Annotated in this window: 13 protein-coding genes; 6 read left to right on the top strand and 7 right to left on the bottom strand. The window is 72.9% G+C overall.

Annotation, left to right across the window (positions count from 1 at the left end):
• Positions 1-33: 33 nt before the first annotated feature.
• The 4 genes from ABD086_RS21170 to ABD086_RS21155 all read right to left on the bottom strand — a co-directional run bounded on the left by ABD086_RS21170 (position 34) and on the right by ABD086_RS21155 (position 2,268).
• Positions 34-354: a hypothetical protein gene (locus ABD086_RS21170; RefSeq protein WP_343909909.1), complete on the bottom strand. Its 321-nt coding sequence runs from the start codon at positions 352-354 to the stop codon at positions 34-36.
• 77 nt (positions 355-431) lie between these two features.
• Positions 432-1,331: a GNAT family N-acetyltransferase gene (locus tag ABD086_RS21165; RefSeq protein ID WP_343909907.1), complete on the bottom strand. Its 900-nt coding sequence runs from the start codon at positions 1,329-1,331 to the stop codon at positions 432-434.
• A gap of 73 nt (positions 1,332-1,404) precedes the next feature.
• Positions 1,405-1,995: a YceI family protein gene (locus ABD086_RS21160; protein WP_343909905.1), complete on the bottom strand. Its 591-nt coding sequence runs from the start codon at positions 1,993-1,995 to the stop codon at positions 1,405-1,407.
• Between the two features lie 147 nt (positions 1,996-2,142).
• Complete coding sequence (locus tag ABD086_RS21155) at positions 2,143-2,268, bottom strand: hypothetical protein (protein WP_343909903.1); 126 nt, start codon at positions 2,266-2,268, stop codon at positions 2,143-2,145.
• A 248-nt stretch (positions 2,269-2,516) separates the two neighbouring features.
• Here ABD086_RS21155 and ABD086_RS21150 point away from each other — a divergent pair, with 248 nt between their 5' ends.
• The 4 genes from ABD086_RS21150 to ABD086_RS21135 all read left to right on the top strand — a co-directional run bounded on the left by ABD086_RS21150 (position 2,517) and on the right by ABD086_RS21135 (position 8,488).
• Complete coding sequence (locus tag ABD086_RS21150) at positions 2,517-2,786, top strand: hypothetical protein (protein ID WP_343909901.1); 270 nt, start codon at positions 2,517-2,519, stop codon at positions 2,784-2,786.
• Positions 2,787-2,893: 107 nt separating this feature from the next.
• Complete coding sequence (glmS, locus tag ABD086_RS21145) at positions 2,894-4,690, top strand: glutamine--fructose-6-phosphate transaminase (isomerizing) (protein ID WP_343909899.1); 1,797 nt, start codon at positions 2,894-2,896, stop codon at positions 4,688-4,690.
• Positions 4,691-4,749: 59 nt separating this feature from the next.
• Complete coding sequence (locus tag ABD086_RS21140; protein ID WP_343909897.1) at positions 4,750-6,468, top strand: DEAD/DEAH box helicase; 1,719 nt, start codon at positions 4,750-4,752, stop codon at positions 6,466-6,468.
• A 145-nt stretch (positions 6,469-6,613) separates the two neighbouring features.
• The gene (locus ABD086_RS21135) at positions 6,614-8,488 is read left to right on the top strand and encodes a penicillin-binding transpeptidase domain-containing protein (protein WP_343909895.1); all 1,875 of its coding nucleotides are present in this window, start codon (positions 6,614-6,616) and stop codon (positions 8,486-8,488) included.
• On the opposite strand, the gene ABD086_RS21130 is transcribed toward ABD086_RS21135, so the two are convergent.
• Positions 8,485-10,596, bottom strand: coding sequence for an elongation factor G-like protein EF-G2 (locus ABD086_RS21130; RefSeq protein WP_343909893.1), 2,112 nt, complete (start codon positions 10,594-10,596; stop codon positions 8,485-8,487). The genes ABD086_RS21135 and ABD086_RS21130 overlap by 4 nt on opposite strands.
• Before the next feature lie 320 nt (positions 10,597-10,916).
• Here ABD086_RS21130 and ABD086_RS21125 point away from each other — a divergent pair, with 320 nt between their 5' ends.
• The gene (locus tag ABD086_RS21125) at positions 10,917-12,374 is read left to right on the top strand and encodes an NAD-dependent succinate-semialdehyde dehydrogenase (protein WP_343909891.1); all 1,458 of its coding nucleotides are present in this window, start codon (positions 10,917-10,919) and stop codon (positions 12,372-12,374) included.
• On the opposite strand, the gene ABD086_RS21120 is transcribed toward ABD086_RS21125, so the two are convergent.
• Positions 12,350-13,351: a hypothetical protein gene (locus tag ABD086_RS21120; RefSeq protein WP_343909889.1), complete on the bottom strand. Its 1,002-nt coding sequence runs from the start codon at positions 13,349-13,351 to the stop codon at positions 12,350-12,352. The two genes, ABD086_RS21125 and ABD086_RS21120, sit on opposite strands and share 25 nt — an antisense overlap.
• Positions 13,352-13,407: 56 nt before the next feature.
• Between ABD086_RS21120 and ABD086_RS21115 the strand changes: the two genes are divergently transcribed.
• The gene (locus ABD086_RS21115) at positions 13,408-14,370 is read left to right on the top strand and encodes a DUF2332 domain-containing protein (protein ID WP_343909887.1); all 963 of its coding nucleotides are present in this window, start codon (positions 13,408-13,410) and stop codon (positions 14,368-14,370) included.
• Positions 14,371-14,769: 399 nt separating this feature from the next.
• Here the strand turns inward: ABD086_RS21115 and ABD086_RS21110 are convergent, their stop codons facing one another.
• Positions 14,770-15,777 (bottom strand): LuxR C-terminal-related transcriptional regulator, encoded by a 1,008-nt coding sequence (locus ABD086_RS21110; RefSeq protein WP_343909885.1) that lies wholly within the window; start codon positions 15,775-15,777, stop codon positions 14,770-14,772.
• Positions 15,778-15,821: the final 44 nt, after the last annotated feature.

Genomic DNA, 15,821 nt, shown 5'->3' with positions numbered 1-15,821 from the left:
CACATCGGGGCGGTCCGTCGTGACGACCGTCCGCTAGAAGCCCCCGGTGGCGCCGTTCTCCGAGGCGTAGAACGAGATCCGGTGGTCGTTCTTGGTCGACCAGCAGCTGAACAGCTTGTGGCTGGTCCCGGCGGGGTCGTTGCACCGCCAGTGGATCTTGTGGGCCTCGCGCCGCATCGCGTGGTGGACCACCTGCTTCGCGTGGTCGCAGGTCACCCCGTTGTGCAGCTCGAGGTGGCTGATCGTCCAGCCGGGGTAGTGGGCCTCGCAGGCGGTGGCGCCGGCGGGCGCGGCGGTGCCGAGTCCGACCAGCGTCGTGGCGGTGACGGCGGCGAGGGCGAGGGTGGCGCGCATGCCTCAGGCTACGAGCCCGGGCTCGCCGTGACGCACGAGCGGGCGGCCGCTCTGGACCAGCTGGACGCGCGGCCCCGTCACAGATCGATCGCGCGGTTCAGCCAGGTCGACGTGACCTGCATGCCGACCTTCTCGTAGAGCGACAGCGCGCCGGTCCGCGAGTCGGTGGCCAGGCCGGAGCGGGTGGCGCCGTGCGAGCGGGCGGCGGCGAACGCGTCGACGAGCATCGCCTGCCCGAGCCCGCGCTGGTCGGCGCGGGTGGCGACCTTGTTCACGTAGCCCTCGTCGCCGCCGAACAGCAGCACGTTCGTCACGCCGACCACCTCGCCCGCGGGGTCGGTGACGACGCGCAGGTGCCACGGCTCGAAGCCCTGCCGCCCCACGACCGAGGCGAGGAAGTCGTCGTACGGCTCGCGGTCGCGGACCGCCCACTCGAGGAACGCGTCCTCCAGCACCGACCAGCAGGCCGGGTGGTCGTCGGGCGTGGCCTCGCGCAGCGCGTAGCCCTCGGGCAGCGGCCGCGCCGGGATCTCCGCGCCCTCGGGCAGGTAGAGCTCCCAGGTCTCCCAGCGGACGCGGTAGCCGAGCGCCGCCAGCAGCCGGTCACCGGCCGACCCCTGCGGCACCGGCATCCCGACCACGGTCGCGCCGGCGGCTCGGGCGCGCTCCTGCATCCAGCGCGCGAGCGCCGTCCCGATGCCGCGACCGCGGTACGCCGGGTGCACGGCCGCGTCGCCCTTGTCGCCGCCCATGTGCTCGGCGTACGCCACCAGCCGGTCGCCGTCGAGGACGCCGACGGTGCCCGCGCTCACGTCGTACGACGGCCGCTGCCAGTCGGCCAGGATGTCGGCCTCCTCGATCGCGACCTTGCCGACGTCCTCCTGCTCCTGCGCGGCCATCACCTCGTAGACGGCCGTCGCGTCGGACATCGCGAGGGGGCGGCTGGTCAGCCCGGCGGGCAGGTCGAGCTCGGTCACCGCGACATCGAAGCAGGAAATGACGAACGGGGCCGCCGGATTCCCGGCGGCCCCGTTCGGGGAGACGTGGCGATCAGGCGTTGCGGATCGCGGAGACGTCGAACTCGAGCTTGACCTTCTCGGAGACCAGCACGCCGCCGGTCTCGAGCGCGGCGTTCCAGGTGACGCCCCAGTCCTTGCGGTTGATGGTGGTGCCGCCCTCGAAGCCGATGCGCAGGTTGCCGAACGGGTCGCGGGCCGAGCCGGTGGGCTCGAAGGTGATCGTGACCGGCTTGCTGACGCCGTTGAGGGTGAGGTTGCCGGTGACGACCCAGTCCTCGCCGTCGCGCTCGACGTTGGTCGAGGAGAAGGTGATCTCCTTGTTCTCGTCGGCGTTGAAGAAGTCGGCGGAGCGCAGGTGCGCGTCGCGGTCGGCGACACCGGTGTCGATGCTGCTCGTCTGGATGGTCAGCTCCACGCGGGAGTTGGCCGGGTTCTGGCTGTCGACGTGCGCGGTGCCGGCGAACTCCTTGAACTGGCCGCGGACGGTCGTGACCATCGCGTGGCGGGTGCTGAAGCCGATCCGCGTGTGCGTCGGGTCGATCGTGTAGTCGCCGGAGATGTCCTCGACGGCGGCGGTGGGGGCGTCGAACTGCTCGGTGGTCTGGCGGTTGAAGAACGACATGGAGTGCTCCTGGTGCGGGTAGTCGATTGGTTGAACCTTTGACGACCTTAACCGGACCAGAGTCCGGTTCATTCCCCGGTATCCCAGGAAATGTCTGGACATGCGTCGACCCCGCCGGCGGGCCGGCGGGGTCGGACGGAGATCGGGTCAGGCGGCGTCGACGACGTGCACCGGGGCGCCGCTCTGCGGAGCCGGGGTCCACCGGGCCTCGAGGCGGGTCCGGCCGTCGGCGTCCGTCACCGACACCCAGGTCTGCACCAGGTTGTTGGTCATCGTGTCGCTCCTCGGACTCCTGTTGTTCACCGTGTGTTCACCTAAGGTAGCCGATACCCACCGGGGTGTCCAAAGAACCGGTGAATCCGCTCTCTGCGCTCCACTCGGTGCCTCCTGGAGCCGCCAGAGCGGCGATGGCGCTCCACCGTGCCGGAGCAGGCCGCCGCGGGTTCGAGAAGTCGAGGGAATCTGCCCGAATGCGGGCAGGAATTTGCGCAAACCGGTGGCGTGAGCGCAGGATCGTCCCCGTGCCCGCCGTTCCCGACCCCGCGCTGGTGGAGCGCATCGCCGCCAGCACCGGTCTCTCGCCGGCCGAGGCGACCCGGGTGGTGGAGGACGTCGTCGCGTTCCACCACGAGCCCGTGGAGGAGTACGTGCGGCGCCGGCACGCGCAGCTGAAGACCTACGGCGCCAAGAACGACGAGATCTTCGCCCGGATCGCCGGGGAGCTGGCCGGCCGCGTGGTCGCCGCTCCGGAGCTCACCGAGCGGCAGCTGCGGCGCATCGTCTACGGGTAGCGGAGCCGCGTAGCGGCTCCGCTGAAGGTGGTCGAGCGAGCCGCGCGACTGAGGAACGAAGTCGCGACCGGCGTGTCGAGACCCAGCAAGCGAAGAGGAGACAGCAGATGTGTGGAATCGTCGGATACATCGGGAGCCAGCAGGCCGCTCCGATCCTGCTCGAGGGGCTGACCCGGCTCGAGCACCGCGGCTACGACTCGGCCGGCCTCGCCGTCCTCGGTGGCACCGGCATCAAGGTCGCCAAGCGGGCCGGCCGGGTGCGCGACCTCGCCGACGGGCTGCCCAAGCGGTTCGGGGGCAAGGTCGGCATCGGCCACACCCGCTGGGCGACGCACGGACCCGCGAACGACGTCAACGCGCACCCCCACACCGACGGCAAGGGCCGGGTGGCGATCGTGCACAACGGCATCATCGACAACGCGTCGGTGCTGCGGCAGCGCCTCGCCGACGAGGGCGTCGAGCTGGCCAGCGACACCGACTCCGAGGTGCTCGCGCACCTGATCGCGGGCTCCGAGGCCGACACCCTCGAGGCCAAGGTCCGCGACGCGCTGTCCTCGGTCGAGGGCACCTACGGCCTCGCGGTCATGCACGCCGACTTCCCGGACCGGCTGGTCGTCGCCCGCAACGGGAGCCCGCTGATCGTCGGCGTCGGCGACCGCGAGATGTACGTCGCCTCCGACCTGGCCGCGCTCGTGCGGCACACCACCACGGTCGCCCACCTCGAGGACGGCGAGATCACCACCATCACCGCCGGCGGGTTCACCAGCGCCCGCGAGACCGTCACCCTCGACATCGACCCGGACGCGTACGACGCCGGCGAGCACGACTCGTTCATGCACAAGGAGATGCTCGAGCAGCCGGCCGCGGCCGAGCGGGTGCTGCGCGGGCGGCTGGACGAGCGGTTCGGCACCGCGCACCTCGGCGGCCTGAACATGGACGCCCGCGAGACCCGCGCGATCCGCCGGGTGAAGATCCTGGGCTGCGGGTCGGCGTACTACGTCGGCCAGATGGGCGCGTCGCTCGTCGAGGAGCTGGCCCGGATCCCCGCCGACGCGGAGGCCGCGAGCGAGTTCCGGTACCGCAACCCGATCATCGAGCCCGACACCCTCTACGTCGCGGTGTCCCAGTCCGGCGAGACCATCGACACGCTGCTGGCGGTGCAGGAGATCCGGCGCAAGGGCGGCCGGGTGATCGGCCTGGTGAACGTGGTCGGCAGCGCGATCGCGCGCGAGTGCGACGGCGGCATCTACCTGCACGCCGGCCCGGAGGTGGCGGTCGCCTCGACCAAGGCGCTGACCAACATGTTCCTGGGGTTCGCGCTGCTGGCGCTCCAGCTCGGCCGGGTGCGCGACCTCTCGATCGCGGACGGGCGCCGGCTGATCGCCGGCCTGCAGCGGCTGCCCGGCCAGATCGAGGAGGTGCTCGCCCAGGAGGACGCGCTCGCCGAGCTCGCCGGCCGGCTGGCCGAGGCCGAGAGCCTGTTCTTCGTGGGCCGGGTGCGCGGCTTCCCGGTCGCGCGCGAGGGCGCCCAGAAGTTCAAGGAGATCTCCTACCGGCACGCGGAGGCCTACCAGACCTCGGAGCTCAAGCACGGGCCGCTGGCCCTGATCTCACCGGAGGTGCCGACGGTCGCGATCGTGCCGGAGGACGAGCTCACCGACCGGAACGTCGGCGCGCTGCACGAGATCGACGCCCGCCGCGGGCCGCTCGTGGTCGTCACCCACGACGGGGTCGACCTGGGCGGCCTGGCGGCCGAGCGGATCGTCGTACCCCGCAACGAGCGCGAGCTGGACCCGATCCTGCTGACCGTGCCGCTGCAGCTGCTGGCCTACCACGCCGCGCTGCGGCTCGGGCACGACATCGACAAGCCGCGGAACCTGGCCAAGTCCGTGACCGTCGAGTGAGCCAGCCCACCGCGACGGCGAAGGTGGCGCCGGGCGGCGCAGCCACTACCGTGGAACGGGTGAGCAACGAGGAGATCCCGGACAGCACCACCTTTGCCGACCTCGGGCTCGACGCGAAGGTGCTCAAGGCGCTCGACGACGTCGGCTACGAGACGCCCTCGCCGATCCAGGCGGCGACGATCCCGTCGCTGCTGGCCGGGCGCGACGTGGTCGGCCTGGCGCAGACCGGCACCGGCAAGACCGCGGCGTTCGCGCTGCCGATCCTGTCGCGGCTCGACCTCCACCAGAAGTCCCCGCAGGCGCTGGTGCTCGCGCCGACCCGTGAGCTCGCGCTCCAGGTCTGCGAGGCGTTCGAGCGGTACGCCGCGCACATCCGGGGCGTCCACGTCCTGCCCGTGTACGGCGGTCAGGGGTACGGCGTGCAGCTCAGCGCGCTGCGCCGCGGCGTCCACGTCGTGGTCGGCACCCCGGGCCGGATCATGGACCACCTCGACAAGGGCACGCTGGACCTGTCCGAGCTGCGCTTCCTCGTGCTCGACGAGGCCGACGAGATGCTGAACATGGGCTTCGCCGAGGACGTCGAGACGATCCTCGCCGACACCCCCGCGGAGAAGAACGTCGCGCTGTTCTCCGCGACGATGCCGGCGCAGATCCGCCGGATCTCCCAGAAGTACCTGAACGACCCCGAGGAGATCACGGTCAAGAACAAGACCGCGACCGCCTCGAACATCACCCAGCGCTACCTGATGGTGAGCTACCCGCAGAAGGTGGACGCGCTCACCCGGATCCTCGAGGTCGAGAACTTCGAGGGGATGATCGTCTTCGTCCGCACCAAGAACGAGACGGAGACGCTCGCCGAGAAGCTCCGCGCCCGCGGCCTCTCCGCCGCCGCGATCAACGGCGACGTCGCCCAGGCGCAGCGCGAGCGGACCGTCAACCAGCTCAAGTCCGGCAAGCTCGACATCCTGGTCGCCACGGACGTCGCCGCCCGCGGCCTGGACGTCGAGCGGATCAGCCACGTCGTCAACTACGACATCCCCACCGACACCGAGTCGTACGTGCACCGCATCGGCCGCACCGGCCGGGCCGGGCGCAGCGGCGACGCGATCTCGTTCGTGACGCCCCGCGAGCGGTACCTGCTCAAGCACATCGAGAAGGCCACCCGCCAGCCGCTGACCCAGATGCAGCTGCCCAGCGCCGAGGACGTCAACGCGACCCGGCTCTCCCGCTTCGACGACGCGATCACCGAGGCGCTCACCCAGACGAGCCGGATCGAGCGGTTCCGCGACATCATCGGCCACTACGTGCGCGAGCACGACGTGCCCGAGGTGGACGTCGCCGCCGCGCTCGCCGTCGTCGCGCAGGGCGAGACCCCGCTGCTGCTCGACCCGGCCGCGGAGAAGCCGGTCCGGGAGCCGCGCGAGGAGCGCGACCGGCCGGAGCGCTCCGCCACCCGGGGGGCCACCCGCGGGCCGCGCGGCGGCAGCGACCAGCCGATGGCGACGTACCGGATCAACGTCGGCAAGCGGCACAAGGTGGAGCCGCGCCAGATCGTGGGCGCGATCGCCAACGAGGGCGGGCTCCGGCGGGCCGACTTCGGCCACATCCAGATCCGCCCGGACTTCTCGCTCGTCGAGCTCCCCGCCGAGCTCGCCGAGGAGGTCTTTGACGCGCTCCGGACCACCCGCATCTCCGGCAAGCTGATCGAGCTCCAGCGCGACTCCGGCGGCCCCCGCGCCGACGCCCGCCAGAAGAAGCCCCGCCACAAGACCCGTTGAGTTGGGCCCCGTTGCCCGTTGAGTTGGGCCCGGTTCCCCGTTGAGCTGGGCCCCGTTCCCAGCCGTGGGCGAATCCAGCCCAACTCGACGGTGACTCCTGCCCAACTCAACGGTCGGGGTCGTCGGGGGCTGGTAGAACCGGGGGGTGCGTTCCCTCATCTCGGCTGCGGTCCTGGTCGTCGCGCTCACGGCCTGCGACCCCTCGGACCCGGTCTCCGGTCCCGACCCGCAGGACACCGCGGACGAGCTGGCGAGGGCGCTGGCCTCCGGTGACTTCTCCGGCCTGGTCTTCACCGACGCGACCCCCGAGGACGTGGCGACCGACTACGGCACGGTCGTCGAGGGGATGGGCGAGATCGAGCCGGTGGTCAGCGCCGGCGACGTCGACGAGGGCGACGGTACGGCGACCGTCCCGCTGTCCTGGACCTGGCCGGTCGCCGGCGACGAGTGGACCTACACGACCGAGGCCACGCTGACCGAGGCGAGCGACGAGTGGCAGGTCGGCTGGTCGCACCGGGTGGTCTGGTCGAACCTCGGCGACGGCGCGGTCCTCGACGTCACCCCGATCGCCGCCGTCCGCGGGCCGATCGTCGGCGCCGGCGGGTTCCAGATCGTCGGCAACCGCCCCGTGCTGCGGTTCGGCATCGACAAGACCCTCGTGCCGAAGGCGCGGGCCGCCGACTCTGCGCGCCGGCTGGCGCGGCTGGTCGACGTCGACGCCGCGGCGTACGTCAAGGAGGTCGAGGCGGCGGGCGACCAGGCGTTCGTCGAGGCGATCGTCCTCCGCAAGGAGGACGTGCCGCTCGCGGCCGCGCGGGGCTACACCGCGATCAAGGGCGCTCGGGCGATCCCCGACGACATCCCGCTGGCGCCCACACGGGAGTTCGCCGCGCCGATCCTCGGGTCCGTCGGCCCGGTGACCGCCGAGATGGTGAAGCAGGACCCCGACAAGTACCAGGTCGGCGACGTGGCCGGGCTCTCCGGCCTGCAGGCGCGGTACGACGACCAGCTCCAGGGCACCGAGGGCGCGGTCGTGAACGCCGAGGGCGCGGCCGGGGGCGAGCGGCAGCTGTTCCGGGTCGAGGCCCGGCCGGGCACCCCGCTCCGGATCACGCTCGACGAGCGGTTGCAGACGATCGCGGAGAACCAGCTCGCCGGGATCGGGCCGGGCAGCGCCCTGGTCGCGATCCGCCCGTCGACCGGCAACATCCTCGCCGCCGCCAACGGGCCGGGGAACGCCGGCTACAACCTCGCGACCTACGGCCAGCTCGCGCCGGGGTCGACCTTCAAGAGCGTCAGCAGCCTGGCCCTGCTGCGGTCCGGGCTCACCCCGTCGTCGGTGGTCCCCTGCACCTCGTCGATCGTCGTCGACGGCAAGCGGTTCGAGAACTACGACGACTACCCGAGCGGCGCCCTGGGCCGGGTCCCGCTGCGGACCGCGATCGCGAACTCCTGCAACACCGCCGTCATCTCGCAGGCCGGCCGCCTGAAGGACGGCGACCTCGCGGCCGCGGCGGCGTCGCTCGGGCTCGGGATCGACCACGACCTCGGCTTCCCCTCGTACTTCGGCAGCGTCGAGCCGCCGGCGTCGGAGACCGAGGCCGCCGCCGACCTGATCGGCCAGGACACCGTCCTCGCCTCGCCGATGGCGATGGCGACCGTGATCGCGTCGATCCAGGCCGGACACACGGTCGTGCCGCGGATGATCGACTCCGTCGAGGTGTCCGTGCCGGAGGAGGCCGAGCCGTTGAGCAAGCAGGAGGCCGGCCAACTGCGCGAGATGCTGCGGGCCGTGGTCACCTCGGGCAGCGGCACCGGCCTGCTGGACGTGCCCGGCCCGCCGGTGATCGCCAAGACCGGCACTGCGGAGTTCGAGAAGAACGGCAAGGTCCTCACCCACGCCTGGATGATCGCGGCCCAGGGCGACCTGGCCGTCGCCGTGTTCGTCGACGTCGGCTCGTCCGGCTCCGGTACGGCGGGGCCGGTCCTCGAGGCGTTCCTGCGGGCCGCGCGCGCCTAGGTCCGCGGCGGGATCGTCCGGGCGACGTCCTCGGGCATCGGCTCGTAGTGCGCGAAGGACCGGGTGAAGACGCCCGCGCCGTGGGTCGAGGAGCGCAGGTCGACGGCGTACCGCACCAGCTCGGTCTGCGGCACCTCCGCCAGCACCTGGGTGCGGTCCTCGCCGACCTTGTCGGTGCCGAGCAGCCGCGCCCGCCGGGCGGACAGGTCGCTCATGACGGGGCCGACCATGTCGTCGGGGACCACCACGCTCACGGTGTCGAAGGGCTCGAGCATCGTGACGGTCGTGGCCGCCGCGGCCTCGCGCAGCGCCAGCGCACCGGCCATCTGGAACGCCATGTCGGACGAGTCGACGCTGTGCGCCTTGCCGTCGGTGAGGGTGACCCGCAGGTCGACCATCGGGTGGCCGAGCCGGCAGCCCCTCTCCATCTGGGTGCGCACGCCCTTCTCGACGCTCGGGATGAAGTTGCGCGGGACCGCGCCGCCGACCACCTTGTCGACGAACTCGAAGCCCGACCCCTCCGGCAGCGGCTCCACCTCGATGTGGCACACCGCGTACTGCCCGTGCCCGCCGGACTGCTTGACGTGCCGGCCCAGGCCCTTCGCGGAGCCGCCGAACGTCTCGCGCAGCGACACCACGAACGGCTCCTGGTCGACGCGGACGCCGTACCGCTCGCCGAGCCGCTCGAGCGTGACCTCGGCGTGCGACTCGCCCATCGTCCACAGCACCAGCTGGTGGGTCTCGGCGTTGTTCTCGATCCGCAGCGACGGGTCCTCGGCGGCGAGCCGGCCGAGCGCCTGCGAGAGCTTGTCCTCGTCGGACTTCGTCTGCGCGACGATCGCGATCGGCAGCAGCGGCTCGGGCATCGACCACGGCTTCAACACGCGGGGGTCGTCGACGCTGGAGAGCGTGTCGCCGGTCTCGGCCCGCGACAGCCGGCCGATCGCGCAGAGGTCGCCGGCGACGACCTGGTCGGCCGGCGCCAGCTGCTTGCCGAACGGGTACGAGAGCGCGCCGACCTTCTCGTCCTCGTCGTGGTCCTCGTGGCCGGCGTCCGCGCCGAAGAACGACGAGAAGTGGCCGGAGACGTGGACCGACTGGTCCGAGGTCAGCGTCCCCGAGAAGACCCGCACCAGGCTGAGCCGCCCGACGTACGGGTCGCTGGTCGTCTTGACCACCTCGGCCACGAGCGGCCCGCCCTTGTCGCAGCTGATCGGGTCGGCGGCGGCGCCGTTCGGCTGGAACACCTCCGGCGACGGGTGCTCCGCGGGCGAGGGGAATCCGCGGACGACCAGGTCGAGCAGCTCGGTGCAGCCGACCCCGGTCACCGAGCAGGCGGGGACGACGGGGTGGAACGTCGCCCGCGCGACCGCGCGCTCGAGATCGGCGACCAGCACGTCCTCGGCGATCTCCTCGCCGCCGACGTACCGGTCCATGAGCGTCTCGTCCTCGGACTCCTCGATGACGGCCTCGATCAGCTCGCCCCGCAGGCCGGTCTCCTCGGCCTCGGGGGTCGGGCGGAGCAGGCCGGTCAGCCCGGTGACGTCGGTCCCCGAGCGGACCGGGACGTACAGCGGCACGACCTTGCCCCCGGCCGCGTCGCCGAACGACTCCTGGGCCTGGCGCAGCACGCCGTCGTAGTCGGCGCGGGCCTGGTCGAGCTTGGTGATCACGACCGCTCGCGGCATGCCCACCGCGGCGCACTCGCGCCAGAGCGAGCGGGTGCCGTCGTCGACGCCCTCGTTCGCGGCGACGACGAACAGCGCGCAGTCGGCGGCGCGGAGCCCGGCGCGCAGCTCACCGACGAAGTCGGCGTACCCGGGCGTGTCGATCAGGTTGATCTTGGTGTCCTGGTGGAGGAGCGCCGCGACCGCGAGCGAGATGCTCCGGCCGTGGGCGTGCTCGGACTCCTCGAAGTCCGTGACGGTGGTGCCGTCGCGCACCGAGCCGGCGCGCGGGATCGCACCTGAGGCGGCGAGCAGGGTCTCGGTGAGGGTGGTCTTCCCGGACCCGGCTGGGCCCACCAGCACCACGTTCCGGATCCGGTCCGGGCTGCTCGCCCCCAGATCTTGGCCAGCTGATCTCCTGGTGCTTCCCTTGTCCGCCATGGCCGGTACCTCCTGGTCCGAACCAACACCCGATCGGCCCGGATTCGCAAGGGTCTGTCGGCCCTTGGTGGAGGTGGGTGGACGGCGCGAGGGCCCCGGCGCGGCCGGGGCCCTCGCCCCTCTCGGGCCTCTCGTGCGCTCCGGGTGCGAGGGGGTGCATCGGCGCGCGCCCGAATAAGGGCGAACCCCTCGCTGCATGGGGTCAGCAAGGGGTTCTTGCCGACGACAAGGTGCTCCCTCCGAAGTCGACCTTCCAAGAGTCGCACGGTGGCGGTCGACCTGTCAGCGGTTTCCGCACAGGTCGGGTGCAAGATGGCTCCATGAACGGACTGGAGCTCCTCGGCCCCGACCATCGGGGCCTCTACATCGGCGGCGAGTGGCGCGAGGCGGAGGGCGGCCGGCGGATCGACGTGATCGACCCGGCCGACGGCTCGGTGCTGACCGACGTCGCGGATGCGTCGGTCACCGACGCCGTCGAGGCCCTCGACGCCGCCGTCGAGGCCCAGGCGTCCTGGGCCCGGACGGCGCCCCGCGAGCGCGGCGAGATCCTGCGCACGGCGTTCGAGCTGATCACCGACCGCGCCGACCAGTTCGCGCACCTGACGAGCCTGGAGATGGGCAAGACGGTCGCGGAGGCGAAGGGGGAGGTGGCGTACGGCGCCGAGTTCTTCCGCTGGTACTCGGAGGAGGCGGTGCGGATCCACGGCCGCTGGATGCAGGCGCCCGCCGGTGGCAGCCGGCTGCTGACCATCAAGAAGCCGGTCGGCCCCTGCCTGTTCATCACTCCGTGGAACTTCCCGCTGGCGATGGGCACCCGCAAGATCGGCCCCGCCGTCGCGGCGGGCTGCACGATGGTCGTCAAGCCGGCCAGCCAGACGCCGCTGACGATGCTGGCGCTCGCCGTGCTGCTCGAGGAGGCCGGCCTGCCGAGCGGCGTGCTGAACGTGGTCACCACGAGCAAGCACAGCGAGTTCAGCGAGGCCCTCCAGGGCGACGACCGGCTGCGCAAGGTCAGCTTCACCGGGTCGACCGGCGTGGGCCGGACCCTGGTCCGCCAGTCCGCCGACCGGCTGCAGCGGCTCAGCATGGAGCTGGGCGGCAACGCGCCGTTCCTGGTGTTCGAGGACGCCGACGTCGACGCCGCCGTCGACGGCGCGATGATCGCGAAGATGCGGAACATGGGCGAGGCCTGCACGGCGGCGAACCGGTTCCTCGTGCACAGCTCGGTCGCCGAGGAGTTCGCCGAGAAGCTCGGCAAGCGGATGGGCGCGCTGTCGGTCGGCCGCGGCCAGGACGACGGGGTCGACGTCGGACCGCTCATCGACGAGAAGGCGGTCGAGAGCGTGAGCCAGCTGGTGACCGACGCGGTGCACGACGGCGCCCGGGTGGTGACCGGCGGGTCCGCGCCGGACGGGCCGGGCTACTTCTTCACGCCGACGGTGCTGCTCGACGTGCCGGCCGACGCCGAGATCAACGTGCAGGAGATCTTCGGGCCGGTGGCACCGATCACGACGTTCGAGACCGAGGACGAGGCGATCCGCCAGGCCAACGACACCGAGTACGGCCTGGCGTCGTACGTCTACACGCGGGACCTGGCCCGGACCATCCGGGTCGCGGAGGCGCTGGAGTTCGGCATGGTCGGGATCAACAGCGGGCTGCTGTCGAACCCGGCGGCGCCGTTCGGCGGCGTGAAGGCCAGCGGGTTCGGGCGCGAGGGCGGCTTCGAGGGGATCGAGGAGTACCTCGAGACGACCTACGTGGCGCTGCCGGCCGGCTGACGGAGGCGGTCGCCGAACCCGTCGCCCCGGTGCGCCAGCCACAGGTCCCAGCCCCGGGCCAGGGGATCGCGGCCGCGCACCGGGCGCCGGTCGGAGACCCAGTAGCCGAACACGTCGTCGTCCCCGTCCGGGGTGGCCGCGATCAGCCGGATCGTGGCCGGGAGGCCGGCGACCCGCACCACCGACATCGCCGCGTCGGAGAGCCGGGCGACCGCGTCGCCGTACCGCCGGACCGTGAGCCGCTCGGGCGGCATCGGCCCGCCGGGGAACGCGACGTGGAGGTCGAGCAGCACCTGGCGGTCGCGGCGCTCGAGGGTCCACGCCGACGCGGGCGCCGGCAGGATCTCGGAGGTGACGGTGCGCTGGGCGCCCTGGAACAGCAGCACGTCCGTGGGTGACACCCGTCCCGACGCGACGAACGAGCTGGCGCCGTCGCGGAAGGTCCAGACGGTGCCGGGGAAGCCGTAGCGGATCCGGCTCGCCTCCCCGACGTCGTGGGCGATGCCGGCACCGGAGTCGACGTCGATCTCCTCGGTGCCGGGCTCGAAGGTGTACCGGACGTCGCCGAGCAGCGCGCCCGTGGTCGCGAGCCAGTTGTCGAGGACGGACGCCTGGTCCGTGCTCCCGCCGAACGAGTCGTCCACCGTGAGCCGGTCGTGCTCGTTCGCGGCCGGGACCAGGTCGAGGCGGTACGACGGGTAGTCCTCGTCGTCCGCGACGGCGTCGACGGCCTTGACCAGCCGGGACAGCGACCGCACCGTGTCCGCGTCGTCGTACACGACCTCGATGGCGGCGCCGGTGCTCGGCGACGGCGTGCTGACGCGGGAGGCGACGACCTCGTCGATCCGGTTCAGCCGGGTCTGCACGCTGTGGGCCTGGTCGAGGGCGCCGCTGCAGGCGGCGACGGCGAGCAGCGGGAGTGCCACCAGCAGGACGGGGGCACGCGCCACCGCCCTTCGCCCCCCGAAGGTCCTCATGCCGAGAATGGTGACCCATCCTGCCCCGCCAGCGGGCGGGAATCGAGAATGGTGTGGTGGACCTGACGGCCGACACCGCGGAGCAGTACCGGGACTTCGCGCTCGACGCGCGCGACTACTCGCCGTGCTACGACGACTGGTGCACCCGGGCCGCCGCGGACGAGGAGCTGCTGGCCTGGCTGGACCGGCTGCCGCCGGCGAAGAGACAGCCGAACCTGGTGCTCGCCGCGGCCCGGTGGCACGGCGTGCCCGCCCCGGGTCCGTACGACGCCTTCCGGTCCGCGCTGCTGGCCGACGACGGGACGATCGTCGCCACCATCTCGGCCCGCTCGACGCAGACCAACGAGGTGGGCCGGCTGGCGACGCTGCTGCCGGCGTTCGCCCTGCTCGCCGACGAGCCGGTCGCCCTGGTCGAGGCGGGCGCGAGCGCGGGGCTCAACCTGTTCCCCGACCGGTACTCGTACTCGTGGGGCTCCGGCGTCGTCGGCTCGGGGCCGGTGCTCGGCGCGCGGGTCAGCGGCCCGGCGCCGCTGCCGGCGTCGGTGCCGGCTGTCGCCTGGCGCGGCGGGGTCGACCTGAACCCGCTCGACGTGACCGACGACGACGCGATGCGCTGGCTGTCCCACCTCGTCTGGCCCGAGCACGACGAGCGCCGCGAGCGGCTGGAGCGGGCGGTGTCGATCGCTCGCACCGAGCCGCCCGCGATCGTGCGGGGCGACCTGCTCGACGAGCTGCCCGCGCTGGTGTCGGCGGCCTCGGCGCACGGGCCCGTGGTGGTGTTCCACAGCGCGGTCGCGGCGTACCTCTCGGTCGAGGACCGGGCCCGCTTCCACGCGATGATGTCCGGGCTGGTCGCCGACGGCGCGTGCCACTGGGTGAGCAACGAGGCCCCGAACGTGCTGCCCGAGGTCACCGCGACCGCCGACGTGCCGGAGGGCGCGCGCGGGTTCGTGCTCGGCATCGACGGCCGGGCGGTGGCGCTGGCCCACGGCCACGGGGCCTGGCTGCGCTGGCTCTGACCGTCGAGTCGGCGCCAGTGCAGGCCGGCGGGGTGCCGAGTCGGCGCCAGTGCAGGCCGGCGGGGTGCCGAGTCGGCGCCAGTGCAGGCCGGCGGGGTGCCGAGTCGGCGCCAGTGCAGGCCGGCGAGGTGCCGAGTCGGCGCCAGTGCAGGCCGGCGAGGTGCCGAGTCGGCGCCAATGCAGGGTGAACACCTGCATTCGCGCCGACTCGAGCGGTCCTGGGCCTGCATTCGCGCCGACTCGAGCGGTCCTGGGCCTGCATTCGCGCCGACTCGAGCGGTCCTGGGCCTGCATTCGCGCCGACTCGAGCGGTCCTGGGCCTGCATTCGCGCCGACTCGACCGGTCCTGGGCCTGCATTCGCGCCGACTCGACCGCCCTGCGCGGGCGCCGAGTCGGCGTCAGGCGACGCCGAGGCTGGTCGCCAGGCCGGAGCGGGAGCGGATGCCCAGCTTGCGGTAGACGTGCGAGAGGTGCCACTCGACCGCCTTGACCGTCACGACCAGCTGGAGCGCGATCTCGCGGTTCGTCAGCCCGTCGGCGGCCAGCCGGGCGACCCGGCGCTCCGAGGCGGTCAGCGCGCGCAGGGCCTCGCCGAGCACCGGGCGGGCGGGCTCGCCCAGCCGGTCCAGGAGCCGCCGGATCCGGCTCTGCAGGGGCCACTGCTCCTCGCGGCCGACGTACTCCTCGGCGGAGCGGAGCAGCGCGAGCGCCTCGCGCGCGTCCTCGGCACGACCGGACAGCAGCAGCAGGCCGGCCAGGTCGGTGTCGACCTGCGCGGCGAGCCGCGCGGCCGGCGTCGTGGCCAGCACCGCCCGCGCCTCGCGGAGGGTGGCGACCCGGTCCGCGTGCGCGTCGACGGTCGCGAGCGTGCGCAGCCCGAGCGCCGTGGCGAACGGCGCGTGCACCTCGCGCGCGAGTCCCAGGTGCTCGCGGGCGAGGGCGACGGCCTGGGCCCGGTGTCCGCGGCGCACCTCGGTGAGGGCGGCGCTCGCGCGCCACGGGAGCAGGTCGACGTCCTCGACGTGGAGCAGCCGGCCGACCTCGGCGTAGTGTCCGGCGGCGGTCTCGGCCTCGCCGGCCGCGGCGGCCAGCTCCGCACGGCCGTAGTGCGCGGTGGCGCCGGTCATGCCGAGGCCACCGAGCAGGGCGCCGAGCTCCTCGCCGTCCGCCGCCGCCGCGGCCAGCTCGCCGCGGGCCAGCCGGCAGTCGATGGAGGTCGTGAACAGCGCGGCGCGCTCGAGGTCGGTGAGTCGCTGGACGTGCCGGCGAGCCGCGTCGAGGTCGGCGAGGGCGGCGGTGAGCCGCCCGGCCCGAGCCAGCGCGCATCCCCGCGACAGCGTGGCTCGGGGGCTGGGGACGTCGTCCCGAACCGAGGCCTCGGCGAGATCCGCCTGGGGCGTCAGCATGGGGAGCAGCCTAGGAACAGCCACCGCGGCGAGTCCCCGGAATG

The organism is Nocardioides aquiterrae, from assembly GCF_039526625.1.
GTDB classification, from domain to species: domain Bacteria; phylum Actinomycetota; class Actinomycetes; order Propionibacteriales; family Nocardioidaceae; genus Nocardioides; species Nocardioides aquiterrae.
This window is presented reverse-complemented; position numbering and strand designations above follow the sequence as displayed.

Bases quoted from the DNA above. Each gene is read 5' to 3' on its own strand.
- glmS (WP_343909899.1), top strand. From the start codon at position 2,894: ATGTGTGGAATCGTCGGATACATCGGGAGCCAGCAGGCCGCTCCGATC.
- ABD086_RS21110 (WP_343909885.1), bottom strand. From the start codon at position 15,777: ATGCTGACGCCCCAGGCGGATCTCGCCGAGGCCTCGGTTCGGGACGAC.
- ABD086_RS21155 (WP_343909903.1), bottom strand. From the start codon at position 2,268: ATGACCAACAACCTGGTGCAGACCTGGGTGTCGGTGACGGACGCCGAC.
- ABD086_RS21125 (WP_343909891.1), top strand. From the start codon at position 10,917: ATGAACGGACTGGAGCTCCTCGGCCCCGACCATCGGGGCCTCTACATC.
- ABD086_RS21160 (WP_343909905.1), bottom strand. From the start codon at position 1,995: ATGTCGTTCTTCAACCGCCAGACCACCGAGCAGTTCGACGCCCCCACC.
- ABD086_RS21120 (WP_343909889.1), bottom strand. From the start codon at position 13,351: ATGAGGACCTTCGGGGGGCGAAGGGCGGTGGCGCGTGCCCCCGTCCTG.
- ABD086_RS21130 (WP_343909893.1), bottom strand. From the start codon at position 10,596: ATGGCGGACAAGGGAAGCACCAGGAGATCAGCTGGCCAAGATCTGGGG.
- ABD086_RS21170 (WP_343909909.1), bottom strand. From the start codon at position 354: ATGCGCGCCACCCTCGCCCTCGCCGCCGTCACCGCCACGACGCTGGTC.